The sequence below is a fragment of the Stutzerimonas stutzeri genome, assembly GCF_024448935.1.
Classification (GTDB): Bacteria; Pseudomonadota; Gammaproteobacteria; order Pseudomonadales; family Pseudomonadaceae; genus Stutzerimonas; species Stutzerimonas stutzeri_AO.
Window position 1 is genome coordinate 17177 of sequence record NZ_JAMOIE010000042.1, and the last position, 22912, is coordinate 40088.

General features: G+C 60.1%; 28 protein-coding genes. 13 read left to right on the forward strand and 15 right to left on the reverse strand.

The window, feature by feature from the left end; translation table 11 throughout:
* Positions 1–14: 14 nt before the first annotated feature.
* The 12 genes from ybgF to aspS form a co-directional block, all read right to left on the reverse strand.
* The gene (gene ybgF, locus NA637_RS13310) at positions 15–842 is read right to left on the reverse strand and encodes a tol-pal system protein YbgF (protein ID WP_256072744.1); all 828 of its coding nucleotides are present in this window, start codon (positions 840–842) and stop codon (positions 15–17) included.
* Between the two features lie 6 nt (positions 843–848).
* A complete protein-coding gene (gene pal, locus NA637_RS13315) occupies positions 849–1358 on the reverse strand; it encodes a peptidoglycan-associated lipoprotein Pal (protein ID WP_256072745.1) in 510 nt (169 codons plus the stop codon).
* Positions 1359–1408: 50 nt separating this feature from the next.
* A complete protein-coding gene (gene tolB, locus NA637_RS13320) occupies positions 1409–2710 on the reverse strand; it encodes a Tol-Pal system beta propeller repeat protein TolB (RefSeq protein ID WP_336605503.1) in 1302 nt (433 codons plus the stop codon).
* Positions 2707–3711, reverse strand: a complete 1005-nt coding sequence (tolA, locus tag NA637_RS13325) for a cell envelope integrity protein TolA (protein WP_256072746.1) — start codon at positions 3709–3711, stop codon at positions 2707–2709. The genes tolB and tolA overlap by 4 nt, the downstream gene beginning before the upstream one ends.
* On the reverse strand, positions 3711–4163 hold the full coding sequence (gene tolR / locus NA637_RS13330) for a protein TolR (protein WP_256072748.1): 453 nt from the start codon (positions 4161–4163) through the stop codon (positions 3711–3713). The genes tolA and tolR overlap by 1 nt, the downstream gene beginning before the upstream one ends.
* A 12-nt stretch (positions 4164–4175) precedes the next feature.
* Positions 4176–4868: a protein TolQ gene (gene tolQ, locus NA637_RS13335; protein WP_256072750.1), complete on the reverse strand. Its 693-nt coding sequence runs from the start codon at positions 4866–4868 to the stop codon at positions 4176–4178.
* A 2-nt stretch (positions 4869–4870) separates the two neighbouring features.
* On the reverse strand, positions 4871–5314 hold the full coding sequence (gene ybgC / locus NA637_RS13340; RefSeq protein ID WP_256072752.1) for a tol-pal system-associated acyl-CoA thioesterase: 444 nt from the start codon (positions 5312–5314) through the stop codon (positions 4871–4873).
* A 51-nt stretch (positions 5315–5365) separates the two neighbouring features.
* Entirely contained in the window at positions 5366–6418 is a 1053-nt protein-coding gene (ruvB, locus tag NA637_RS13345; protein ID WP_256072759.1) for a Holliday junction branch migration DNA helicase RuvB, read from the reverse strand.
* A 156-nt stretch (positions 6419–6574) separates the two neighbouring features.
* Positions 6575–7180 (reverse strand): Holliday junction branch migration protein RuvA, encoded by a 606-nt coding sequence (gene ruvA / locus NA637_RS13350; RefSeq protein ID WP_256072763.1) that lies wholly within the window; start codon positions 7178–7180, stop codon positions 6575–6577.
* Between the two features lie 80 nt (positions 7181–7260).
* Positions 7261–7785, reverse strand: a complete 525-nt coding sequence (gene ruvC, locus NA637_RS13355; protein WP_256072807.1) for a crossover junction endodeoxyribonuclease RuvC — start codon at positions 7783–7785, stop codon at positions 7261–7263.
* A gap of 151 nt (positions 7786–7936) precedes the next feature.
* On the reverse strand, positions 7937–8683 hold the full coding sequence (locus tag NA637_RS13360) for a YebC/PmpR family DNA-binding transcriptional regulator (protein ID WP_256072765.1): 747 nt from the start codon (positions 8681–8683) through the stop codon (positions 7937–7939).
* Positions 8684–8757: 74 nt separating this feature from the next.
* The gene (gene aspS, locus NA637_RS13365; RefSeq protein WP_256072809.1) at positions 8758–10533 is read right to left on the reverse strand and encodes an aspartate--tRNA ligase; all 1776 of its coding nucleotides are present in this window, start codon (positions 10531–10533) and stop codon (positions 8758–8760) included.
* 371 nt (positions 10534–10904) lie between these two features.
* Here aspS and NA637_RS13370 point away from each other — a divergent pair, with 371 nt between their 5' ends.
* A complete protein-coding gene (locus tag NA637_RS13370; RefSeq protein WP_256072767.1) occupies positions 10905–11375 on the forward strand; it encodes a Dps family protein in 471 nt (156 codons plus the stop codon).
* Positions 11376–11666: 291 nt separating this feature from the next.
* Positions 11667–12305 (forward strand): cold-shock protein, encoded by a 639-nt coding sequence (locus NA637_RS25410; RefSeq protein ID WP_272889025.1) that lies wholly within the window; start codon positions 11667–11669, stop codon positions 12303–12305.
* Between the two features lie 52 nt (positions 12306–12357).
* On the opposite strand, the gene NA637_RS13380 is transcribed toward NA637_RS25410, so the two are convergent.
* The 3 genes from NA637_RS13380 to NA637_RS13390 form a co-directional block, all read right to left on the reverse strand.
* Positions 12358–12564, reverse strand: a complete 207-nt coding sequence (locus NA637_RS13380; RefSeq protein ID WP_256072769.1) for a SlyX family protein — start codon at positions 12562–12564, stop codon at positions 12358–12360.
* A complete protein-coding gene (locus NA637_RS13385; protein ID WP_256072771.1) occupies positions 12564–12992 on the reverse strand; it encodes an HIT family protein in 429 nt (142 codons plus the stop codon). Before NA637_RS13385 ends, NA637_RS13380 begins: the two co-directional genes overlap by 1 nt.
* A gap of 246 nt (positions 12993–13238) precedes the next feature.
* Entirely contained in the window at positions 13239–13550 is a 312-nt protein-coding gene (locus NA637_RS13390) for a DUF2790 domain-containing protein (RefSeq protein ID WP_256072778.1), read from the reverse strand.
* A 368-nt stretch (positions 13551–13918) separates the two neighbouring features.
* On the opposite strand from NA637_RS13390, the gene NA637_RS13395 reads away from it, so the two are divergent.
* From NA637_RS13395 to NA637_RS13445, 11 genes are all read left to right on the forward strand, one after another.
* Positions 13919–14398: a hypothetical protein gene (locus NA637_RS13395; RefSeq protein WP_256072780.1), complete on the forward strand. Its 480-nt coding sequence runs from the start codon at positions 13919–13921 to the stop codon at positions 14396–14398.
* Between the two features lie 442 nt (positions 14399–14840).
* Positions 14841–15425 (forward strand): TetR/AcrR family transcriptional regulator, encoded by a 585-nt coding sequence (locus tag NA637_RS13400; RefSeq protein ID WP_256072782.1) that lies wholly within the window; start codon positions 14841–14843, stop codon positions 15423–15425.
* A gap of 32 nt (positions 15426–15457) precedes the next feature.
* Positions 15458–16138 carry a haloacid dehalogenase type II gene (locus tag NA637_RS13405; protein ID WP_256072787.1) on the forward strand — a complete coding sequence of 227 codons (681 nt, stop codon included), beginning with the start codon at positions 15458–15460 and terminating at the stop codon, positions 16136–16138.
* 52 nt (positions 16139–16190) lie between these two features.
* Positions 16191–17171: an arsenosugar biosynthesis radical SAM (seleno)protein ArsS gene (gene arsS / locus NA637_RS13410; protein ID WP_256072788.1), complete on the forward strand. Its 981-nt coding sequence runs from the start codon at positions 16191–16193 to the stop codon at positions 17169–17171.
* A 12-nt stretch (positions 17172–17183) separates the two neighbouring features.
* The gene (locus NA637_RS13415; protein WP_256072789.1) at positions 17184–19370 is read left to right on the forward strand and encodes an FAD-dependent oxidoreductase; all 2187 of its coding nucleotides are present in this window, start codon (positions 17184–17186) and stop codon (positions 19368–19370) included.
* Positions 19371–19514: 144 nt separating this feature from the next.
* A complete protein-coding gene (locus tag NA637_RS13420) occupies positions 19515–20120 on the forward strand; it encodes an RNA polymerase sigma factor (protein ID WP_256072790.1) in 606 nt (201 codons plus the stop codon).
* Positions 20114–20341: an anti-sigma factor gene (locus tag NA637_RS13425; RefSeq protein WP_256072791.1), complete on the forward strand. Its 228-nt coding sequence runs from the start codon at positions 20114–20116 to the stop codon at positions 20339–20341. Before NA637_RS13420 ends, NA637_RS13425 begins: the two co-directional genes overlap by 7 nt.
* A 120-nt stretch (positions 20342–20461) precedes the next feature.
* A complete protein-coding gene (locus NA637_RS13430) occupies positions 20462–21151 on the forward strand; it encodes a TIGR04282 family arsenosugar biosynthesis glycosyltransferase (protein WP_256072793.1) in 690 nt (229 codons plus the stop codon).
* A complete protein-coding gene (locus tag NA637_RS13435) occupies positions 21148–21894 on the forward strand; it encodes a glycosyltransferase (protein WP_256072795.1) in 747 nt (248 codons plus the stop codon). The genes NA637_RS13430 and NA637_RS13435 overlap by 4 nt, the downstream gene beginning before the upstream one ends.
* On the forward strand, positions 21894–22682 hold the full coding sequence (locus NA637_RS13440; RefSeq protein WP_256072797.1) for a DUF547 domain-containing protein: 789 nt from the start codon (positions 21894–21896) through the stop codon (positions 22680–22682). Before NA637_RS13435 ends, NA637_RS13440 begins: the two co-directional genes overlap by 1 nt.
* 15 nt (positions 22683–22697) lie before the next feature.
* On the forward strand, positions 22698–22912 hold a 215-nt coding region (locus tag NA637_RS13445), incomplete at its 3' end, for a patatin-like phospholipase family protein (RefSeq protein WP_256072799.1).

Consider the following 22912-nt stretch of genomic DNA (forward strand, 5'->3'; position numbering starts at 1 on the left):
CAGCCATGGTAGGCCTATCGATTCAGTTGACGCTGCGCCAGCTGCGCTGCCGAGCTGTTCGGGTAATCGGCAATGACCTGACGAAGAATTCCATTGGCCTTGTCGCGGTTGCCCAAACGTATCTCCACGTCAGCCAGCTTGTACAGCGAATCCGGCACCTTGTTGTGCTGCGGATACGCCTGGCTGACCTTGGCGAATGCCTGGCCGGCACCTTGCAGGTCACCTTTGGCGAGATTCACTTCACCCAACCAATATTGGGCATTAGCCGCATAGGGACTACTGGGGTACTTGCGCAGGAAAGCGGCAAACGCCTGACTGGCTTTGTCGAAATCCTTTGCCTTGATCAGATCAAACGCAGCGTCGTAGTACAGCTTTTCCTTTTCAGGGTCGGCTGACGGACTACTCGCCGTGCCTTGCGTCGAAGCGCCTGCTGGCGCCTGTACAGCCCCGCCGACATCCGGTGCGCCCACGGTTGAAGAATTCTGGCTAGCCGATCCGCCTGTTGAGGCACTCGACAAGCGACGGTCCAAATCTTGATAACGTTCCAGCCCTTCCTGCTTCAGGCGCTGGATCTCGTTCTGTTGCACTTCGAGCATGCCGCGCAGTTGCGCAATCTCTTCTTGCATCTGCTGCAACTGCACGAAGAGCATCCCCTGCGCCGATGACGGAGCCGATGCTCCGCCCCCGGCATAGGCACCGCCCGTATCCGCCCCAGCGGAATAACCCGACTCAGACGCACCACCTTGGGTTTGTGAGTCGTATTCCACCACCGGGACCTGGGCCGCCGCTAAAAGCGGTAGACCAAGCGCTATAAGCGTCAGAGCGTAACGGTGCTTGAGCATGGCTTATTACTTACGCAGTTCAACGCGACGGTTCTGAGCCCAGGACTGCTCGTCGTTGCCCATGGCAACCGGACGCTCTTCACCGTAGGACACCAGCTCCAGTTGAGCAGGCGATACGCCCTGCAGAACCAGATAGCGCTGCACGGCCCTGGAGCGACGCTCACCCAGCGCCATGTTGTACTCGCGGGTACCACGCTCATCGGTATGGCCTTCCAGTACGACGCGGTTGCCAGCGGACTTCAGATCCTTGGCATGAACGTCCAGCGCGCGCATGGCTTCCGGCTTCAGGTCCGAGCTGTCGTATTCGAAGTAAAAAGTGGTAATGGCGCGCAGAGCAGCTTCTTCACCGCCCATGCTGCCATCGACGGCACCGCTGTCAGCACCATAGCCAGCGTTTGGATCAATGGCGGCAGTGGAACCTTCTCCGGAGTCATCGCCTCCCTTGGACGAACAACCAACCGCTACGGCCATAGCCAGAGCCAGCGCAGCAAACTTACCGAATTTCAGCATTTCCATGTGTAACAACCCCAGGTGTGTTTTTGGTTAGGTGAAGCGTTGATACCGCATCAGTTCAGGTAAGGGGACCACGATGGCTCACGGACTTCGCCTTGAGCAGTAGGAAGCGGGAGCCTAACTCGACCATTGATTGATACGAGCATCAAGACTCCCCGGCCCTGCTGGCGGGTCGCGTAGATTAGCATGGTGCCATTAGGCGCAACAGTGGGGGACTCATCCAAACTTGTCTCGGAGAGTATCCGTAAATTGCCGCGTTGCAGGTCCTGTGCCGCAACCTTGAAATTGGTATAGCCCTCCTGGCGGTGAATCATCACCAGCGTCTTTTCGTCTGCAGAGAGCTTCGGGTTGGCATTGTAGTTACCCACAAAGGTTACTCGTTCGGCATTGTTGCCACCCAGACGCTGCTTGTATATCTGAGGCTTGCCGGCGCGATCCGAGGTGAAGTAGAGCGTTTGACCATCGGAACCCCAGAACGGCTCCGTGTCGATCGCATAATGATTGGTGAGCCGCTGCAGTTGGCGAGACCCGAGATCCATTACATAGATCTCCGGGTTGCCATCCTTCGACAACACGAAAGCGAGGCGATTGCCGTCCGGAGAGAACGCCGGCGCACCGTTAAGCCCTTCAAAGTTGGTGATCTGCTCGCGACGACCAGTATCGACATGCTGCATGAAGATACGGGGACGTTTCTGCTCGAACGAAACGTACGCGATCCGGCGCCCGTCAGGCGAATAGCGCGGCGACAGAATCGGCTCACGCGATTGCAGCAGCGTCACGGCCCGCGCCCCGTCGTAATCGGAACGTTGCAGGGTATAACGCGTATTGGCGCCACCGAGACGCTCAACGGTCACATAAAGCAGACGCGTGGAAAATGCACCCTTGATACCCGTAAGTTTCTCGAAGGCCTGATCGGCCGCGTAATGCGCCATGTCCCGTAGCTGATCCTGACCGCCACCAACGGTCCCTGTCATGACGGGCTGTTCCGTGGTGACGTTGAACACCTCGTAGCGGATCTGCAGCTTGCCGGCCGATGGCTCGATATTGCCCACCATGACGTACTGGGCACCCAGCGCCTTCCAATCACGAAAGATGATTTCGCTGCCGCGAGTCGGCAAGCTGATCATGTTCTGCTTTGGGATAGGCTCAAAAATACCGGTGTTGCGCATATCGTTACCGACGATGTCGGCCATGTCTTCAGGCAGGACAGTGCCACCCTGCCAGCCGAACGGCACCACTGCGATCGGGATCGCCCGGTCCGCGCCGCTGGTAACAACGATGTTCTTCTCCTGGGCTGTGGCATTGCCCAGCACAAACAAGAGAAGAACGATGAAACCTCGAAGGTAATTGATCACAACGCAAGATCCTCAGGCGTAAACGTCATCGTGAACGAACGATACGGCTGAAAATCCTGAGCAGAGAGCCCCTGCATCTCGGTCAGCCGACCGATATTCTTTACTGCCGCTACTGCGGAACTGTCGAACGACGCATCGCCACTGGAACGTGAAACAGTCGCAGCGGTAATGGTGCCGTCCGGCAGCATGTTGACTCGTAGCGTTACCGACATGTTATTTCGCGCCGACGGTGGCCGAGTCCAGTTTTCAGCAGCCCGCATGCGGATGAGATCATCAAAATTGCCCGCGGTCTGGTCGCCCTGTGTATCGGCCATCGCCTGCTGTCGTTCCGTATCATCCGAAAGTAGCTCGGCCAATGCTTGTGCCTTCTTATCTTCAGCAGCCTTACGGGCAGCGTCGGCTGCGGCTTTTTTCTTCGCCTCATCGGCGGCCTTCTTCTTTGCTGCCTCAGCAGCCGCTTTTTTCTTTGCCTCTTCTGCAGCTTTCTTTTTTGCCGCGTCGGCAGCGGCCTTCTTTTTCGCTTCCTCGGCGACTTTTTTCTTCTGCGCTTCTTCGGCCGCTTTTTTCTTGGCTATCTCCGCCTGCTTCAGCTGCTCGGCTTTTTTTGCTTCATCTGCTTTCTTGGCTTCGGCAGCTTTCTTCACTGCATCAGCCTTGGCTGCCTCGGCGTTTCGAGCCTCATCAGCCTTTTTTTGTTCCGCAGCTTTTGCGGCCGCCTGCTTTTGCTGTTCGACCTTGCGCTGCTCCAGCTGCTCGGCTTCGTACTGCTTGGCAGCGGTTTTCTGCGCTTCGCCCGCAATTTTCTGGTTCGTTTGTACTTTGGCCTGGCTCTGGGATTTGAGCTGATACAGGGTGGCCTGAACGATAGGCCTGGATGGGGGCAGCTCCGGCGTCATGGCGAAGCTGACGAAAAGCATCCCGAATATGATGACATGCAGGCCCACCGCCAAAATGGTGGGCCAGTAGAGACTCTCAGAGCGCGAACGATCCGGCTGTTGCATCAAGGTGCCTCGGTAATCAGGCCGACGTTACCCACGCCCGCTTCCTGCAGTCCGCCCATGGCCGCCATTACCGAACCGTAATCCACGGCTTTATCGCCTCGCACGAAGACCTGGATCTGCTTACCCTGACTGCGGTTCTGGTTCATGATCGCGGTGACCGCCTTGGTCATTTCCTCGAGCGTCAACGCCTTGTCCTGGACGGTATCGGTGTCGACCTCGCTGCCGATGTTCCAGTAATAGGTCTTGTCGGCTTTGATCGAGATTGTCAGCACCTGCGCAGCGTTATCCTGAGGCAGCACTTCGCTGCTGACCTTTGGCAGGTCGACCTTTACACCCTGATTGAGCATTGGGGCAGTCACCATGAAGATCACCAGCAGTACCAACATCACGTCGATGTACGGCACCACGTTCATCTCGGCGACGGGTTTGCGTCTGTTGCGAATTCTTGCCATGGCCAGCGGGCCTCACTCTTCGGAGGTGTGAACTTTGCGATGGAGGATCGCCTGGAACTCGTCGGCAAAGGTGTAGTAACGGCCGATGAGCATCTCGCCACGCGCCACGAAGCGGTTGTAAGCGATGACCGCTGGAATCGCCGCAAAAAGCCCGATCGCCGTGGCAATCAGTGCTTCGGCGATACCTGGCGCAACGGTCGCCAAGGTGGCTTGCTGAACCTGCGCCAGCCCGCGGAAGGAGTTCATGATGCCCCAAACGGTACCGAACAGACCGATATAAGGGCTGGTCGAACCAACGGTTGCGAGGAACGGCAGGCCCTGCTCGAGCTTTTCTTCTTCGCGGGAGATGGCCACTCGCATCGCACGGTTCACACCATCCATAACCGCGTCCGGATCGACGCCCTGCTGCTGACGCAGGCGGGAAAACTCTTTGAAACCTGCCCGGAAAATCTGCTCGACGCCCGAGTCCGGGTCCGGATTGCTTCCGGCCTGCCGGTAGAGCTTGGACAGGTCGATACCCGACCAGAAACGCTCCTCGAAAGCGTCCAGCGCACGCTTGGCGGCGCGGATCATATTGCCGCGCTGAAAAATCAGGATCCATGAAGTCACCGAGGCGCCTACCAGGATCAGCATGACCAGCTGAACCACAAAGCTGGCGTTGCTGATCAGGCTCCACATGGACATATGATCGACGTTGGATTCCACGCTTACTCTCCTGCTGGGGGTAGACCCGACCCGACGAAAGCGACACGAAGCAGCTCGGGAATGGGACGGGGTTTCAAACTCTCGGTGCGCACACAGGCCACCACGAACTGCCCTTCACAGAGCAGTACATCATCGTCAGCTCGCCGCACCTGCTGCTTGAAACGCAGGCTTGCACGCTTGACCTCGACCACTTCGGCTGTTACCAGCAACTCATCGTCCAGACGCGCCGGAGCGTGGTAACGCGCTTCACTCGAATGCACGACGAAAAGCAGGTCTTCACCAACCAGCTGCGACTGGGCGAAACCCAGGCTGCGCAACCGCTCGGTACGGGCCCGCTCCATGAACTTGAGATAATTGACGTAATAAACGATGCCGCCCGCATCGGTATCTTCGTAATACACGCGACAGCGATGGGAGAACGATTGAGCTAGTGATTCCGCGCGCATACTAGTGCCAGGCCCTGCAATTGCCAATCGGGTAAAACAAACAAATTTTCGTCACTCTGTGTCGCCACTGAAAAGGTCGGGAGCCGGTGTATCGCCCAAGCGTTTTGGCAGATTCAAACCAAAATGCAGATAGGCGTGACGCGTGACGACGCGCCCCCTCGGGGTGCGCATGATGTAACCCTGCTGGATCAGATAGGGCTCAAGCACATCCTCGATGGTGTGACGTTCTTCGCTGATAGCAGCGGCAAGGCTGTCGATGCCAACCGGACCGCCATCGAACTTCTCGATCAGGGTCAGCAGCAAACGGCGATCCTGGTGATCCAGACCGCGCTCGTCGACATCGAGCATGTTCAGCGCGATGTCTGCGGTACTGCGGCTGATCTCGCCGTTACCGCGCACTTCGGCGAAATCACGCACCCGACGGAGCAGGCGATTGGCAATACGCGGCGTACCACGGGCGCGACGGGCGATTTCGACAGCCCCTTCCGCCTCGATAGGTAGACCGAGGATTCCGGCTGATCGAGTTACGATCGTCGCCAGGTCAGGCGTCGAGTAGAACTCGAGACGTTGGACGATACCGAAACGATCGCGCAGCGGATTGGTGAGCATGCCGGCCCGCGTCGTCGCGCCAACCAGGGTGAACGGTGGTAAGTCGAGTTTGATCGAGCGTGCCGCTGGGCCCTCACCGATCATGATGTCGAGCTGAAAATCCTCCATCGCGGGATAAAGCACTTCCTCCACGATTGGCGGCAGTCGATGGATCTCGTCGACGAACAGGACATCACCCTCTTCCAGGTTCGTCAGCAACGCCGCAAGATCACCCGGCCGCTCAAGCACCGGGCCTGAGGTGCTTTTGATCGAGACACCCATTTCTTGGGCGATGATGTTGGCCAGCGTGGTCTTACCCAGCCCTGGCGGACCAAAGATAAGCGTGTGATCCAGCGATTCTTTGCGCCCACGCGCCGCACGGATGAAGAGATCCATCTGCTCGCACACAACCGGCTGACCAATATATTCTGCAAGACTCAGCGGACGGATGGCGCGGTCGGACTGCTCTTCGCGGTCCCGACCGGTGGCAGCCATCAGACGATCAGCTTCGATCATAACCGCTCACCCTTGCTGAACTCCGGATCAGGCAGAGCGCAGATGGTTCGCGAGATCAGGCACCACCCGGGCAACTCGCCGCGGTCGCAGGGAAGCGAATAACGCTGCAGGCCTAACGTGGCGAGCAACCCAGCAAAAAAAACTCGAGCAACCACGCTAGACCATTCCCTTCAGTGCACGGCGGATCAGGTCTTCACTGCTCAAATCGTCTTCCTGTACGGCGGCTACGGCACGGCTCGCCTCTTGCGGCTTGAAGCCAAGGGAGATCAACGCACTGACGGCATCACTCTCGGCGCTTGAGACTGCCACAGCCCTTCGAGGTTCCACCACCAAGGTAGCGATGGACGGCATGGTCTCCCAGGCCTTGAAGCGATCCTTCAGTTCGACCAACAGGCGCTCGGCAGTCTTCTTGCCGACCCCGGGAATTTTGACCAGCACCGAGGTGTCCTGCGCCTGGACACAACGCACCAGCTCATCCACCTCAAGGCCGGACATAAGGGCCAAGGCAAGCTTGGGCCCGACACCGTTCAGCCGAATCAGTTCGCGAAACAGTTCGCGATCGCGCTTTTCGGCAAAACCGTAAAGCAGATGCGCATCTTCACGCACCACCAGATGGGTGTGGAGCGTGACGGGCTCACCCACCGAAGGCAGGCGATACAGTGTAGTCATGGGCACTTCGAGCTCGTAGCCGATGCCGTTGACATCGAGAATCAGATGAGGCGGCTGCTTTTCCGCCAAGGTACCGCGCAAGCGTCCAATCACGTTGATAGATCCTCGTTCGATCGAGCTGTCGCCGATCGGATTTTGCTCGTACACCCTTCAAACAACACCGGTGAACTCAGCTACAGCCGCAGGCGCCCGCCTCTTCGCTTGGCACCGGCAAGACCGTGTGGAATCAGGCTCTGACGATGATGTGCATGACACAAGGCAATGGCCAGCGCGTCAGAGGCGTCGATTTGCGGTTTCTGCGTCAATTTCAACAGATGCATCACCATCATCTGCACATGCAGCTTGTCCGCCCCGCCAGTTCCTGCAATCGCCTGTTTGACCTGCGTGGCGGTGTACTCCGATATCTCTAACCCCTGCTCAGCGGCTGCTACGATTGCCGCCCCTCGCGCCTGCCCCAGCTTCAATGCGGAGTCGGCGTTGCGTGCCATGAACACCTGCTCGATGCCCATCGTCACAGGACCATGGAGCCTGATGACTTCGCTGACGCCGCAGAATACCGCCTGCAAGCGCGCCGAAAGCTCACCGCTGCCGGTCCGAATGCAGCCCGACGCTACATATTCGCAGCTGCGACCATTATCCCGCACTACGCCGTAGCCGGTGATCCGTGACCCCGGGTCTATCCCCAGAATAAGTGTCATGCGGTCGCCATACTGTCTATTTATCCAGCCACCAGTATAAGGACGCCCCGTCGCGGCGACCAGCGACATAACGGGACGCCAAGCTCGGCGCCAACAAAAAAAAGCCGGAAGCACGCTCGGTGACTTCCGGCTCTCAGCTCAACGCAACGGATCAGTCCAGCTGCTCCATGATTTCATCCGGAATCTCGGCGTTATGGTAGACGTTCTGCACGTCATCGAGATCCTCCAGCGCATCGATCAGGCACAGCACCTTCTGTGCGGTCTCCAGGTCGGTGAGCGGCGCGGAGATCGAAGGAATCATCGCAATATCTGCTTCCTCACCTTTGAAGCCGGCGGCAACCAGTGCCTCGTTGACGGCATGGAAATCCGTGAAGCTGGTTGATACTAGAGCCGAGCCGTCGTCGCCCATTTCCACGTCATCGGCGCCGGCTTCGAGTGCGGCCTCCATTAGAGCGTCCTCCTCTACACCCGCCGCAAAGCTGATCTGCCCTTTGCGATCGAACATGTAGGCAACCGAGCCATCCGTACCAAGGTTGCCGCCATGCCTGCTGAAGGCATGACGTACTTCTGCAGCTGTACGGTTACGGTTATCAGTCATGGCCTCGACAATGATGGCGACCCCGCTAGGCGCATAGCCTTCATAGGTCAACTCGACGACGTTGTCGGCCTCATTGTTGCCAGCGCCGCGCGCAATGGCACGATCGATGACATCCCGCGACATATTCGCCACCAAGGCTTTATCCACCGCCAACCGCAGGCGCGGATTGTCTGCAGGAACAGGCCCGCTCTTCGCGGCAACCGTCAGCTCGCGAATGAGCTTGGTGAAGATCTTACCGCGCTTGGCGTCCTGACGCCCCTTGCGGTGCTTGATGTTGGCCCATTTGGAATGACCAGCCATTAACTGCCTCCCTTTGCGATCAACTTTTCATCGTGCTGAAACCAAGAGCCAGGCTTCCCTGGGCTCTTGTGCCGTCATTCGGCTTTCGGCTGCTCACGCAGGCGAATGTGCAACTCACGCAACGCCTTGCCATCCACCGCACCCGGTGCCTGGGTCATGACGTCTGCGGCGCTCTGTGTTTTCGGGAAAGCTATGACTTCACGAATCGACTGTGCGCCGGCCATCAGCATCACCAGGCGATCGAGGCCGAACGCCAGACCGCCATGTGGCGGCGCGCCGAATTTGAGCGCATCGAGCAGGAAGCCAAACTTTTCGTCCTGTTCTGCCTCGTCGATACCCAGAATGCGGAACACGGTCTGCTGCATTTCCTTGTGGTGAATACGGATCGAACCACCACCCAACTCGGTTCCGTTAAGAACCATGTCGTACGCACGCGACAGCGCACCCGCCGGGTTGGCTTCCAGCTCCTTCGGCGTGCACTTGGGTGCGGTGAACGGATGATGCAGCGCGCTGAGCGAGCCGTCATCGTTCTCCTCGAACATCGGGAAGTCGACGACCCACATCGGCGCCCACTCGCAGGTCAACAGCTTCAGGTCATGGCCAAGCTTGATGCGCAGCGCACCCAGCGCCTCGGATACGATCTTGGCCTTATCCGCACCAAAGAAGACGATGTCCCCGTCAACGGCACCAACGCGATCAAGGATCACGTTTAGCTTGTCTTCCGGAATGTTCTTCACGATCGGAGACTGCAGTCCCTCTACGCCTTTAGCGCGCTCGTTAACCTTAATGTACGCCAGACCCTTGGCACCGTAGATGCCGACGAACTGGGTGTAGTCGTCGATCTGCTTGCGCGGCATGCTCGCCCCGCCCGGGACGCGCAGCGCGGCGACACGGCACTTGGGATCGTTCGCCGGCCCGCTGAATACCTTGAACTCGACCTGCTGCAGCTGATCGGCAACGTCGACCAATTCCAGCGGGATACGCAAGTCCGGCTTGTCCGAGCCATAACGACGCATGGCTTCTTCGAACGGCATGTGCGGGAACTCGCCGAACTCGACGTCCAGCACTTCCTTGAACAGTTTGCGCACCATGCCCTCGCTGATTCCGATGATGTCGGATTCTTCGAGAAAGCTGGTTTCGATGTCGATCTGGGTGAATTCCGGCTGACGATCGGCGCGAAGGTCCTCGTCACGGAAACACTTGGCGATCTGGTAGTAACGGTCGAAACCCGCAACCATCAGCAGCTGCTTGAACAGCTGCGGCGACTGGGGCAGCGCGAAGAAGCTACCGGCATGGGTACGGCTAGGCACCAGGTAATCACGCGCACCCTCAGGAGTCGGACGCCCGAGAATAGGCGTTTCAACGTCGAGAAAGCCATTTTCGTCTAGGTAGCGGCGGATGCTGGCAGTGATTCTCGAGCGCAGCTTGAGCTTCTCGGCCATTTCCGGACGACGAAGGTCGATGAAACGATAGCGTAGGCGAGTTTCCTCACCTACGTCACTGTATTCATTGAGGGGGAATGGCGGGGTTTCCGCCTCGTTCAGAACTTCGAGTTCGTAACCCAATACTTCGATGGCGCCGGATGTCATGTTCGGGTTGACCGCACCGGCCGGGCGCAGGCGCACCTTGCCGGTAATCCTGATTACGTATTCGCTGCGCACCTTGTCTGCAGCAGCGAAAGTCTCGGCACGGTCGGGATCGAACACGACCTGAGCCAGGCCCTCGCGGTCACGCACATCCAGAAAGATGACCCCGCCGTGGTCACGGCGACGGTGAACCCAGCCGCAAAGAGTGATTTCCTGGCCGTCCAGGCTTTCGTTCAACTGGCCGCAATAGTGGCTGCGCATCATGGTGAGGTTCGCTTCTCGCATCTTGGAAATTCGTTGGGTCGCTTGAATCGCGACTGTGCAGGCGGCTGCCTAGTGGCGCCCGCCTGGAATATCAATCGTCGGCAATGGAAGGATCAAGCACCAGCACCGCAGCGCTTCCTCGCACGGCAACAACGAGCCGCCCGACACAAGCGCGGGATTATATCTGCATAATCATTTCAACGCAGCCGGCTGCCGATAGGGTCAAGCAATCGTGCCAATAACCATCCATTTTGAACCGAATCCGTCTTTGAGGCTTCAAACCCCTATATCGCGCTGCCAGCGCAGCAGTTCACCAAAGACACTCTATTTCTGGCATAAAGATCAGCGAATTCACCAAACGGGAGAAAACCATGGAAATCGACATTGGTATTGCCGAACAGGATCGCGCCGCTATTGCAGACGGTTTGTCCCGCCTGCTGGCCGATACCTACACCCTGTATCTGAAGACCCACAACTTCCACTGGAACGTGACAGGACCGATGTTCAACACCCTGCACACGATGTTCGAGACCCAGTACACCGAACTGGCGCTGGCTGTGGATGACATTGCCGAGCGGATCCGCGCACTGGGCTTTCCGGCGCCAGGCACCTATGCGGCTTACGCCAAGCTTTCGTCGATCAAGGAGCAGGAGGGAATTCCGACCGCTGAAGAGATGATTAAACTTCTGGTCGAAGGCCAGGAAGCCGTAGTCCGTACAGCACGTGGCATTTTCCCGCTGCTGGAAAAAGTCAGCGACGAGCCCACCGCTGACCTGTTGACCCAGCGCATGCAGATCCATGAGAAGACCGCCTGGATGCTGCGCAGCCTGCTGGCTGCCTGACCGCGCGCCAGCGCCTTCGCTTACGAACGAGATAGCTGCATTCGCGGCTATCTCGCCGTCCCATCTGGCGCAAACTGGACCCTGACAAGCCAGACCTGACTCGCCTCGCTCCGCCCAACCCCTCACCTAAACCGCAGTGAATTGAGCGTGGCCACACTTTGCTGTTAAATTCGCGCGCGCCGCAGGCAGGGCACCATCAAATACGAGTGATCGCTTCACCCACGCTCGGCGTCTCCATTTGCCCTACAGCCTGCCGCATTCTGTCGTGCTATTTAACTGTGAGTCATAAGAATGCTTAAGATCCTTCATGTGTTAACGGGCGTAGCCGCCCTGATATTGTCGTTCGTACCCAGCCTAACCGGCGCCATGCCTCTGCTGGTCCAGCCTGCTGCCTTATGCCTGCTGCTTCTGGGACTGCTGAACGTGCAGTTCGCCGCCTCCACCCAACCGAACACTAACGGTCACGGCTGTCCGATTCTGTTCGGCGCGTCCGCGCTGCTGATCGCTGCAGTCGTCGTCCAGGCGGCCATTGTGTTGATTCCTGTCGCCAGCATCGCTGGCCAGCCGGCGACGCTTGCCAGTCTCATGCTCGCTTTCATTGCCGTCTTGCTGCAACTGGCAACAAGCCAAACGAAAAGCACCAGCACCGGCGCCGACCGTGGCGCTAGCAAGGCCCGTAAGGTCCAGGCTAGTCATGCTGCCGCTCCGGCCACCGGGCGCGAAACGGGTACCGTCAAGTGGTTCAACACCTCAAAGGGTTTCGGCTTCATTTCCCGCGACAGTGGCGATGATGTATTTGTCCACTTCCGGGCAATCCGAGGCGAAGGTCATCGGGTGCTGGTTGAAGGCCAACGCGTCGAATTCACGATCATGATGCGTGATAAAGGCATCCAGGCAGAAGATGTGGTCGCCGACCAACTCAACCGCTGATCTCAGCGCAGGGTGCTAAAGCACCCCTGCCGCCAATACACCCGTCGCCTTATCAATAATGCGGCGGGCGCGCCTCATCTCCCTCGCCCTCCATCCTGCTTTGAAGATCTTCTTGTCGCCTTGCGAGCATACCTAGCTGCGCCTGCAGCCTGTCGACCGTACGCTGCTGTGCGACCAGCACATCATTAAGGGTCTGGACAGTATCGTCCTGAAAAGCCAGGCGTGCCTCCAAATCGGTGATGCGTTGTTCCAGGTCCATTACCTGCCCTCCTCAAACTGAAAGCCGTCGGTAAGCACGAGTTTCAACTTCTGCTTGATGGCGGTCAGCTGCGCTTCGCTGTAAGGCTTGGCCGCCTGAAAGCCCCAGACCGGGGCCGGCCAGGCCGAGTCGTCCCGACGCCGAGCGATCACATGCACATGCAACTGGCTCACCACGTTGCCAAGCGTCGCCACGTTCATCTTATCCGCGCCAAAAGTGTCTTTGAGCATCTCAGCCAATGTTGTCGCCTCTCGCCACAACAGCTGCTGATCTGCCGAACCCAGCTGAAACAGCTCACTTACCTCTTCGCGACGAGGTACAAGAATGAACCAGGGATAATTGGCGTCGTTCATCAACAGCAACCGGCATAACGGAAAATCACCCAGCGCTAGTGTGTCTTGCTTCAGGCGAGCATCGAGAGCGAACATAAAACGGTCTCCAGTTCTTCCTAGACATCATGTTTTGACCAGCCCATCCTCAACGATCGTGGGGTTACCGTTGGATGGGTATAACCCCTTAAGTAGAGCCACATTCAGGCGGGCAGGTCAAAACATCATGTCTGATATCGCTTTCTCCCGCTCCAGCCGGTTGATCCGGGCTAGTACGGTAGCGGAAGCGTTCCCGCCATGATCCTCGGCAAGGCTTATCCAGACGCCTTGCCGAGGATAGGGCGCTCAATGACCGCTGCAGCCTCCACCCATAGCGCGGTAGCGCAAAGCACGCAGTTCGCCTGCGCTATCTCGATAATGCAGGGTAGCGTCCACAGGCCCGCAGACGCTTGCTACATCCGAAACACGCAGCACCTTGTCAGTATCCAGCTTGATGCCATAGGCGTATCGCTCGACCGGCACATGCTCCAGCCAGGCAGGCGTTGCTATCGGCAGATAGCCGTGCGGTTGCGTGCGGGATGCCAGGCTGGAGTTTGCCTGCGCGCTCATTGCGATGAGTGAAGCGCTTAGCAAAACGGTTCGTAGCAAGCTGTTCATGGCCTCATCCTCCTCAGGATTTGACTCGCATGAATCGGATGTCCAAGACTGGCTGGTGAAAGCGAACATGCGCTTGACGTATAGCTGCGGGTAGCTCCGTGGTTCGCCGACCATGCCGATAGCTTTCGGGCCGGATGTAACAGGTCCATTTACCTTGGCTTTGAAGACTGCGGTTGCTGCAGGCAATGCGAGAGAGCCACCTGGTAGGCCGACATCTCACGCACCAAGGCGATCTGCTGCTGCGGTCTAAAAAAAGCCCCTACCCTTCGCCCAACTCAACTTGAATGAGCAGCATCACGAACCATGCCCACGGCGAGCACAACGTGCGCCACTCTCAACAGCTCCAGCACGCAACGAGGATCGCATCGATGAAGTCGTGGGAGGCGCCATCGCATTGGTATCTCGATAAGCGCGCCTGGCGTTTCGTGCTGCGCTACCTGCTGTTCTTCGGGCCGCTCAACCTGCTCTGGGAAATCGCGCAGCTACCGCTCTATACCCTCTGGTACGAAGCGCCCGTCTCTTACATGGCCTATGCGGTGCTGCATTGCACCCTGGGGGACCTGCTGATAGGCGTACTCACGCTGCTGAGCGCCTTGATCATCCTGCGCGCAGGCCCGACCGAGCGCTGGCATTGGTCTTCCATAGCCCTATGCACCATCGGCCTCGGCGTCGCCTACACCGCTTTCAGCGAATGGGTAAATACCAGCGTGCGGCTGAGCTGGGCCTATTCGGAGTGGATGCCGCTAACGCCGCTGCTGGGGCTGGGCGTCTCGCCGCTGCTGCAGTGGCTGCTGTTGCCGACCATCGCCCTGATGCTGGCGCGTCGCGACAGCAGCAGGACGGGCTGAAGGCCCGCCCTGCCACCAGACGCCACGGACGATCATTCCTGCTGCCAGGCGCGGCTGGCAAACATGGGATCCAGCGGGGTATGAAACAGATGGTTGGCGTAGTTGCTGAGCGTCTTTACCGCCAACGCCAATACGAGTTCCAGCACCTGCCGCTCGCTGAGTCCGGCGGCGAGAAATGCCTCTGTAGCCGCTCGCGACGGTAGGCCACGCGTATGAAACAGGGTGCGTGTGAAGTCGGCCAGTACTTCAGGTTAATGATTGATAACGACAATCGCCTCCTGGCAAGCTCCACCTTCAACATCTTTTGGACCAGTAGGTTCAGAATGTTTGGAAACAATAGTCGTGCCGAGCCGGCCTCCGCCGCCACAGCGTAGATCCAAAGGAAACAATGACCACAACGGCCAACCTTGAAATACGTAACGATCAGTCCATAATGCAATGCATGAACCGCGGACGCCCCCGAAACTTCGACCCCGACCTCGCCCTGGAAAATGCCATGCAGGCGTTCTGGACGCAGGGCTATGAGGCCACCAGCCTGCAGGACCTGCTCGATGCGACTGGGCTATCGAAAAGCAGCCTGTACGAGTGTTTCGGTAGCAAGCAGCGCCTGTTCGAAGCAGCCTTCACTCGCTATTTCGATGGCCGCGCCACGCGCATGCACGAGCGCCTCGCACAAAGCCCCTCTGCGCTAGTCTTTATCCACGAATGTCTGCTCTCAGTGCTCGACGACTTCGGTTGCGACAGACCGCGTGGCTGCATGCTGGTCAATGTCGCCAACGAATTTTCAACCAGCAACCCGACCGTGATGCGCCTCGTCCAGCTCGCCATCCGTCGTTTCAGGGATGTGTTTGAACAGGCCTTCGCTCAGGCACAGGCCTGCGGTGAGATTTCTGCCGAGCGCTCCCCTGCCGCGCTAGCGCTGTACATGCACTGCACCATGAGTGGCCTGCGTACGCAGGCCAAATCGGGTCTTGCGCGACAGGATTTGCTCTTCGTCATCGAGACGATGATGGCCAGCCTGAGATGACCACCTCGAACACCTCAAGCAAGGAGACTCTCATGATCAATGCGGTAGCCTTCGACATCTACGGAACCTTGATTGATACCCAGGCGGTCCTGGGCAAGCTCACTGCGGAGGCAGGCGAACGGGCCGAGGCCGTATCACGGCTATGGCGGCAAAAGCAGCTCGAGTACAGCTTTCGCCGCGGTTTGATGCGCGATTATCGCGATTTCTCGATTTGCACCCGAGACGCCCTGGTCTATGCCAGCCGTGAAAACGGCCTGAGCTTTGACGAGGCCACCATTGAACGCCTGATGCAGGCCTACGCCGACCTGGACGCGTTTCCCGACGCACAAACAGCCCTGCACAAGCTGCGCGACAGCGGGCGGCGGCTATACGCATTTTCCAACGGTAGCCAGGACGCCGTGGAGCGGTTGCTGCAACGCGCCGGCATTCATGACGTCTTTTGCGCGGTGGTAAGCGTGGAGGCCGTGCGCACCTTCAAGCCGGCCCCTGAGGTGTACACCCACCTGGGTCAGGTTTGCGCCGAGCCTGCTGAACGCATCTGCCTGGTTTCGGGCAATCCCTTTGATGTGCTGGGCGCCGCGCATGCTGGACTGCGTACCGCCTGGCTGCGTCGCGATCCGGCCACTCAGTTCGACCCTTGGGGCGTGGAACCAGACATCACCCTACGCAGCCTCGACGAATTGCCCGCTCATCTCGGTACCGACACGCTGTAACACCGCGTAGTCTCGTGCCTCCAAGGGGCAGGCCAACCAGAGTAGCGAAACCATGCATGCCACCCTGCCCCTCCTCAATGCGCTCAACTTTCCCGCCATTCGTCGCGGTCGGTTGGAGGCGCTGCAGATCAACCTCACCTACCGTTGCAACCAGCGCTGCCTGCACTGCCATGTGAACGCCGGGCCGACCCGCAGCGAGGCCATGACTGACGAGAGCCTGGCGCTCCTGCATGACGTCATCGATGCCCATCGGGTACAGACCCTGGACCTGACCGGCGGCGCTCCGGAAATGCACCCACGCTTCCGGGAGCTCGTCAGGCACGCACGGCAGTCAGGTTTGCGGGTCATCGACCGCTGCAACCTGACCATTCTTGGCGAACCGGGCCACGAAGACCTGGCCGCGTTTCTCGCCGAGCAAGGCGTGGAGGTGACCGCATCGCTGCCCTGTTATTCCCGGGAGAATGTCGATCGACAGCGCGGCGATGGAGTGTTCGAGGCCAGCATCGCTGGGCTTGGAAAGCTCAACCAGCTCGGCTACGGTGCAGACGGCAACGGGCTGATCCTCAACCTCGTGTACAACCCGCAGGGGCCTAGTCTGCCGCCGCCCCAGGCGCAGCTCGAAGCCGACTACAAGACCCATCTGGCCGATGACTTCGGCATTCACTTCAACCACCTGCTGACCATCACCAACCAGCCGATTTCACGCTTCGGCAGCACGTTGGTCAGCAAGGGTCAGTTCAACAACTACATGCAGCTGCTGCGCGAAAGCTATCGCCCGCAAAATCTCGCAGCCGTGATGTGCCGCAGCCTGATCAGCGTCGACTGGCAGGGCTATCTCTACGATTGTGATTTCAACCAGATGCTCGACCTGCCCATGGCCATGCCGGAGCTGATCGGCCGCGCCCGACCGCACCTGCGCGACCTGCTGGGCTCGGCGAGCCTGGACGGCAACCCCATCGTCACCCGCGACCACTGCTACGCCTGCACCGCCGGGCAGGGTTCGAGCTGTGGCGGCGCCCTGGACAACCACTAAGGAATCGCTGCCATGGACAAGCGCAAGTTGACCCTGCTGGTCGTCATCCTGTTGCTGGTAACGGGTTTCTTTCTCTTCGATCTGGGCCAGTATCTCGATCTGGCCAGCCTCAAGGCACGACATGCAGCGCTAGATGCACAGGTTTCGGCTAACCCGTGGTTGGCGGGCGGGCTGTTCTTCCTGAGCTACGTGCTGGTCACCGCGCTGTCGTTGCCGGGCGCCGCCTTGATGACCCTGGTAGGCGGCGCGTTGTTCGGCCTGCTCGGCGGCACCCTGCTGGCGTCTTTCGCCTCTACCCTCGGCGCCACCCTCGCCATGCTGAGCAGCCGCTACCTGCTGCGTGGCTGGGTCCAGGCGCGCTTCGGCCAGCGCCTGGCCGGGATCGACCAAGGCATCGCCCGCGAAGGCGCCACTTACCTGTTTGCCCTGCGTCTGGTGCCGGTGTTCCCGTTTTTTCTGATCAATCTGGCCATGGGCCTGACCCGGCTGCCGGTGCGCACCTACTGGTGGGTCAGCCAGTTGGGCATGCTGCCCGGAACCCTGGTCTACGTGAACGCCGGACGCGAGTTGGGCGAGCTGGAGTCGCTGGCAGGGATCCTCTCGCCAGGGCTGATCGGCGCCTTCGTCCTGCTCGGTCTGCTGCCGCTCCTGTCACGCCGGGCGCTGAGCTGGTTCAAGGCGCGCAAGGTCTATGCCGGCTGGGTAAAGCCCAAGCAGTTCGACCGTAATCTGGTGGTGATAGGTGCCGGCTCCGGTGGCTTGGTCAGCGCCTATATCGCAGCAGCGGTAAAGGCCAGGGTCACCCTGATCGAAAAGCACAGGATGGGCGGCGATTGCCTCAACACCGGCTGCGTGCCCTCCAAGGCGCTGATCCGCTCGGCCAGGCTGGCCAACGAGATGAAGAAGGCCGAGCAACTGGGTTTCAGGTCAGTCGGCGGAGAGGTGGATTTCGCTGCAGTCATGCAGCGCGTGCAACGCGTAGTGGCCACGGTGGAGCCGCACGACTCGGTCGAGCGCTATACCGACCTGGGCGTGGAGGTCATCGAGGGTGAAGCGCGAATCACCTCGCCGTGGACGGTGGAGGTCAATGGTCAAAGCCTGAGTACCCGGGCCATCGTCATTGCCACCGGAGCCGCACCATTGGTACCGGAGATACCCGGCATCGAACAGGTCGCACCGCTGACCTCAGATACCGTCTGGACGCTGCGCGAGCAACCCGGTCGCCTGCTGGTGCTCGGCGGCGGGCCTATAGGCTGCGAACTGGCCCAGGCATTCCAGCGGCTCGGTTGCGCAGTCACGCTGGTGCAGCGCAACTCACGCCTGTTGCCCCGCGAGGACGCCGAAGCCGGCGCGGCGGTGCTTGCAGGCCTGCAGGCCGATGGGGTGGACGTGCACCTGCAACATGAGGCCACACGCTTCGAGGTCGTCGACGGCCAGCGGCAGCTCGTCTGCACGAATCTCATCGATCATTGCGAGGTAACCATCGCCTTCGATCAGGTGCTGCTGGCGCTGGGGCGCGTCGCCAACGTCAAGGGTTTCGGTGCCGAAGCGCTGGGGCTGGAGCTGCGCGACAACGGCACCCTGACCAGCGATGACTGGCTGGCCACGCGCTTTCCCAACATTTTTGCGGTGGGCGACGTCACCGGACCCTATCAATTCACCCACGTCGCTGCGCACCAGGCCTGGTATGCCGCCGTGAACGGGCTGTTCGGCGGGCTGAAGCGCTTCAAGGTGGACTACCGGGTGATCCCCTGGGCCACCTTCACCGATCCCGAGGTCGCCCACGTCGGTCTCAACGAGCAGGACGCCAAGGCCCGTGGCATTGCCTATGAAGTGACCCGCTTCGGCATCGAGGACCTCGATCGCGCGATTGCCGACGAGGCGGCCCATGGCTACATCAAGGTGCTGACCGTGCCCGGCAAGGACCGCATTCTCGGGGCAACCATCGTCGGCGAGCACGCCGGCGACCTGATCACCGAATACGTCACGGCGATGAAGCATGGCCTGGGCCTGAACAAGATCCTCGGCACCATCCACATCTACCCGACCCTGGCAGAAGCCAACAAGTACGCGGCCGGCGAATGGAAACGCGCGCATGCGCCGGCTTCGGTGCTGCATTGGCTGTCCCGCTTCCATCACTGGCGCCTGGGCCGTGGCAAGACAGATCCGCAGTTCAAGCCCAGCGGGAAACTGTCGTGAGCGGCGAATTCGACCTGCTGTTGCAGAGGGGCTGTACTTCAACGTACGAGACGTGTGAAGAGGCACCAGTGGGTAGATGGAAGGACCGCCTCGATCGCGGCTTCATCAACCTGCATCTCGCCCAACGACAGATGGAGACCTGGAATGGATGATGAGCGGGAACTGGTCAGGCGATTGCGAGAAAAAGACGGGGCCGCCTGCGATGCAGTCATTCGCACCCATCATCGGTTTCTGGTGGCCATGGCCGTCCCTCTGGTAGGGAAGGGGCTGGCCGACGATGTCGCTCAGGAAACCTGGATGAAGGCATTTGCCGCCATCGACACGTTCGAGAGCCGGTCACGATTACGCACCTGGCTGGCGCGTATCGCCCTCAACGAGGCGCATGCCTTGCTGCGCAAGTACAAGCGTGAAGTATCCCTGGAAGGCTGGGGCACCGACAGTGGCTCGCCCATTGCCTCCAGCTTCAACGACAAAGGCAGCTGGAGCCACCCGCCTGCGCAGTGGCACTACGACACGCCCGAGGCCCTGCTGACCGAAGCCGAACTGCAGGAGTGCATACGCAAGCATCTGCATCGTTTGCCCGGCGACCAGCAAGGCGTAGTGCTGATGCGTGAACTGGGAGGCCTCGAATTCACCGAGATTGCTGAGGCAACCGGACTTAGCGAAGGCAACATTCGAGTTCTGCTGCATCGGGGACGCCAACGCATGCACGCCATGCTCAACCACTTCGAGGAGGTGGGCACATGCTGACTTGCAAGGAAATGTCGGAGCTGGGCTCGGACATCATCGACAACCACCTGCGGCTAACCACACGCATGGCGGTGCTGATGCATCTGAGCATGTGCACGCGTTGCCGACGCTACATCAAGCAGCTGCAACTCACCGCCGACGTGCTTCGACAGCTGCCTCCGGACGCTGCTCCGGTCGATACCCAGGTCATCCTCGACAAGGTGCGCCGGCAGACCGAATGAGCGGGCGAAAGACTGTAACAAAGAGCGTTCGCCTTTCTCCAACGCATGAAGAGGCAGTCGCGACTTTCACAGCCAGCGAGCCGACCGCAAGGTTCCAGCCACAACGCATGAGTCTGAACGATGCTTGCTGAAGTCGATGCCACGCTTACCGCCACCCTCGTCCTGGTGTGCAAACGCCCGTTGCTTGGCCACGGTAAGCAACGGCTGGCAGCCAGGATTGGCGAGCGCAAAGCCTTGCAGATTGCCGAGCACCTGCTCGGTTGCGCGCTGGAAGATCTGCACAGCTGGAACGGCCCAAGGGTCATTGCGCCGGATTCGTCCGAGCATTTCGGCTGGGCAAGCGCATTGGTCCCGCACGCGCAGTGTGTGCCTCAGCCCTGCGGCAACCTCGGCGAGCGCCTGAACACGCTGGATCAGGTGCTGCGTGGCGCCGGCCATCGGCGCCTGGTGTTCATCGGCAGCGACGCGCCGGCGCTTCGTCTGGAGGACTACCAACGGGCATGTACCGCCTTGCGAGAAGCAGACACGGTGTTGATCGCTGCCAGCGATGGCGGCGTGGTTCTGATGGCTTCGAACCGACCCTGGCCGGATCTCGCCGGGTTGCCTTGGAGTACTGATGAGCTCGGCCAGGCACTCGCGGCAGCCTGCCGTCAGGCTGGTCACTCCGTGAGCATCTGCGGTGAGAGCTTTGACATCGACGAGCCGAGGGACCTGAACCGTGCGTTGGTCGAACTGGCCGATGACCAACGCCCGGCCAGGCTTCGCCTGCGCCAGGTCATGGCCAGGCTTTGCCAGGAAGCGCCCGTATGAAAACAGAGCTGGCAATCAGTATCGTCATCCCCTGCTTCCACGACGAGCAGCCGCTGGAGCATCTGCTCGGCCAGCTTCGTGAGGCCGAACGGCAGTCCGAAGCGCAGCTGCAGATCATCGTCGTCGATGCTGCGGCCAGTGAACAATGCCGAATGCTCTGCCGCAATCACGGCGCGCTCTGGATGACCGCTGCGCCGTGCCGGGGCGAACAGTTGCGTCAGGGTGCTGCGCTTGCCGAGCACGGAATCCTCTGGTTTCTCCACGCCGACGCCGAGCTGGACGGTCAGCCATTGCAAGCGCTGCACCAGGCCATTAGCGAAGGCGCGGCGGGTGGCTATTTCGCCTTCCGTTTCAGCGGGGCCGGCTGTTGGCAGGGGCGCCTGCTTGAGCGCCTGGTGGCTTGGCGTAACCGGGTTGGCGTGCCCTATGGCGACCAGGGTCTGTTCGTCCAGCGCCGCGCCTATTTCGCAGTTGGCCAGCACGCCCCTTGGCCATTGTTCGAAGAAGTCCCGCTGGTCGAAGAACTCCGCAAACCGGGTACTTTCCGTCGCGTGCAACAGGGGCTCAGGGTCAGCCCCCGCCGCTGGCAGCGCGACGGCTGGTGGCGCCGTTCCTGTCGCAATCGCCTGCTGGCGATCGGCTTCATGCTCGGCATACCTCCGCCCAAGCTCGCGCGTCTGTACGCGGGCAAGGCCCGGCTGGTAAAGATGCCAGCCCAGCCTCCTGCCTCGGAGGATCGCTGATGAGAACGCTGTTGCTGTGGGCATTACTGGTGCTGAGCGGCACCGTGCAGGCGGAGTCCTTCGATCACCGCCATGGCGCCTGGAACGCGCTGCTCGAACGGCACGTGCAGTGGAGCCGCGATGGGGTGGCGAGCGAGGTCGACTACCCGGCCCTCGCAGGTCAGCGTCCGGCTCTGGATGCCTACCTTGCGCAGTTATCCGCGGTCAGCCAGGTGCAATTCGCCGGCTGGTCACGCGGCCAGCGCCTGGCCTTCCTGATCAATGCCTACAATGCCTTCACCGTGCAGTTGATTCTCGACCATTACCCGCTGGCCTCGATCAAGGAGATCGGCGGCCTGTTCAGCTCGCCCTGGAAGCGCCGCTTCATTGCGCTGCTGGGACAGACCCTCAGCCTCGACGACCTTGAGCACGGCCTCATTCGAGAGCGAGGCATGTACGACGAGCCGCGCATCCACTTCGTGGTCAACTGTGCCTCGATCGGCTGTCCGGCGCTGCGGCCACAGGCCTTGGTGGCAGAACAACTCGACGAACAGCTGGAAGACAGCCTTAGGCGGTTCCTGAGGGACCGGCAGCGTAACCGCTTCGACAGACCCGCTAACCGCCTGCTGGTCTCGAAGATTTTCGACTGGTACAGCGAGGATTTTGTCCGCCAGGCCGGTTCGGTCGATCGCTATCTGGCCGAACGGGCACACTGGCTGAGCGATGACCCGGCAGAACAGCAACGAATTCGTCGGGGCACCCGTCTTGGCTATCTCGATTACGACTGGTCGCTGAACGTCATGCACTGATGCAGGAGGCCGCACATGAGCTTCTTCACTGCGCGGGTCCTTGCCGGCGGCGGTAGCCTCGGTGCGGTTCAGGTCGGCATGTTGCAGGCGTTGATCGAGGCAGGCGTGCGTTTCGATCTGGTGGTCGGCTCGTCGGTCGGCGCCATCAACGGCGCCTACTTCGCGACCCAACCGAATCCGGCTGGCGTCGCGGCATTGGCCAAGACCTGGAGTGGCTTACGCAAGCCTGA

Bases quoted from the DNA above. Each gene is read 5' to 3' on its own strand.
- NA637_RS13405 (WP_256072787.1), top strand. From the start codon at position 15,458: ATGATCAATGCGGTAGCCTTCGACATCTACGGAACCTTGATTGATACC.
- NA637_RS13360 (WP_256072765.1), bottom strand. From the start codon at position 8,683: ATGGCTGGTCATTCCAAATGGGCCAACATCAAGCACCGCAAGGGGCGT.
- ybgF (WP_256072744.1), bottom strand. From the start codon at position 842: ATGCTCAAGCACCGTTACGCTCTGACGCTTATAGCGCTTGGTCTACCG.
- NA637_RS13380 (WP_256072769.1), bottom strand. From the start codon at position 12,564: ATGGACCTGGAACAACGCATCACCGATTTGGAGGCACGCCTGGCTTTT.
- tolR (WP_256072748.1), bottom strand. From the start codon at position 4,163: ATGGCAAGAATTCGCAACAGACGCAAACCCGTCGCCGAGATGAACGTG.
- ruvB (WP_256072759.1), bottom strand. From the start codon at position 6,418: ATGATCGAAGCTGATCGTCTGATGGCTGCCACCGGTCGGGACCGCGAA.
- arsS (WP_256072788.1), top strand. From the start codon at position 16,191: ATGCATGCCACCCTGCCCCTCCTCAATGCGCTCAACTTTCCCGCCATT.
- aspS (WP_256072809.1), bottom strand. From the start codon at position 10,533: ATGATGCGCAGCCACTATTGCGGCCAGTTGAACGAAAGCCTGGACGGC.
- NA637_RS13400 (WP_256072782.1), top strand. From the start codon at position 14,841: ATGAACCGCGGACGCCCCCGAAACTTCGACCCCGACCTCGCCCTGGAA.
- NA637_RS13415 (WP_256072789.1), top strand. From the start codon at position 17,184: ATGGACAAGCGCAAGTTGACCCTGCTGGTCGTCATCCTGTTGCTGGTA.
- NA637_RS13435 (WP_256072795.1), top strand. From the start codon at position 21,148: ATGAAAACAGAGCTGGCAATCAGTATCGTCATCCCCTGCTTCCACGAC.
- ybgC (WP_256072752.1), bottom strand. From the start codon at position 5,314: ATGCGCGCGGAATCACTAGCTCAATCGTTCTCCCATCGCTGTCGCGTG.
- NA637_RS13440 (WP_256072797.1), top strand. From the start codon at position 21,894: ATGAGAACGCTGTTGCTGTGGGCATTACTGGTGCTGAGCGGCACCGTG.
- NA637_RS13430 (WP_256072793.1), top strand. From the start codon at position 20,462: ATGCTTGCTGAAGTCGATGCCACGCTTACCGCCACCCTCGTCCTGGTG.
- tolA (WP_256072746.1), bottom strand. From the start codon at position 3,711: ATGCAACAGCCGGATCGTTCGCGCTCTGAGAGTCTCTACTGGCCCACC.
- NA637_RS13390 (WP_256072778.1), bottom strand. From the start codon at position 13,550: ATGAACAGCTTGCTACGAACCGTTTTGCTAAGCGCTTCACTCATCGCA.
- NA637_RS13370 (WP_256072767.1), top strand. From the start codon at position 10,905: ATGGAAATCGACATTGGTATTGCCGAACAGGATCGCGCCGCTATTGCA.
- ruvC (WP_256072807.1), bottom strand. From the start codon at position 7,785: ATGACACTTATTCTGGGGATAGACCCGGGGTCACGGATCACCGGCTAC.
- NA637_RS25410 (WP_272889025.1), top strand. From the start codon at position 11,667: ATGCTTAAGATCCTTCATGTGTTAACGGGCGTAGCCGCCCTGATATTG.
- NA637_RS13420 (WP_256072790.1), top strand. From the start codon at position 19,515: ATGGATGATGAGCGGGAACTGGTCAGGCGATTGCGAGAAAAAGACGGG.
- pal (WP_256072745.1), bottom strand. From the start codon at position 1,358: ATGGAAATGCTGAAATTCGGTAAGTTTGCTGCGCTGGCTCTGGCTATG.
- NA637_RS13385 (WP_256072771.1), bottom strand. From the start codon at position 12,992: ATGTTCGCTCTCGATGCTCGCCTGAAGCAAGACACACTAGCGCTGGGT.
- NA637_RS13425 (WP_256072791.1), top strand. From the start codon at position 20,114: ATGCTGACTTGCAAGGAAATGTCGGAGCTGGGCTCGGACATCATCGAC.
- NA637_RS13395 (WP_256072780.1), top strand. From the start codon at position 13,919: ATGAAGTCGTGGGAGGCGCCATCGCATTGGTATCTCGATAAGCGCGCC.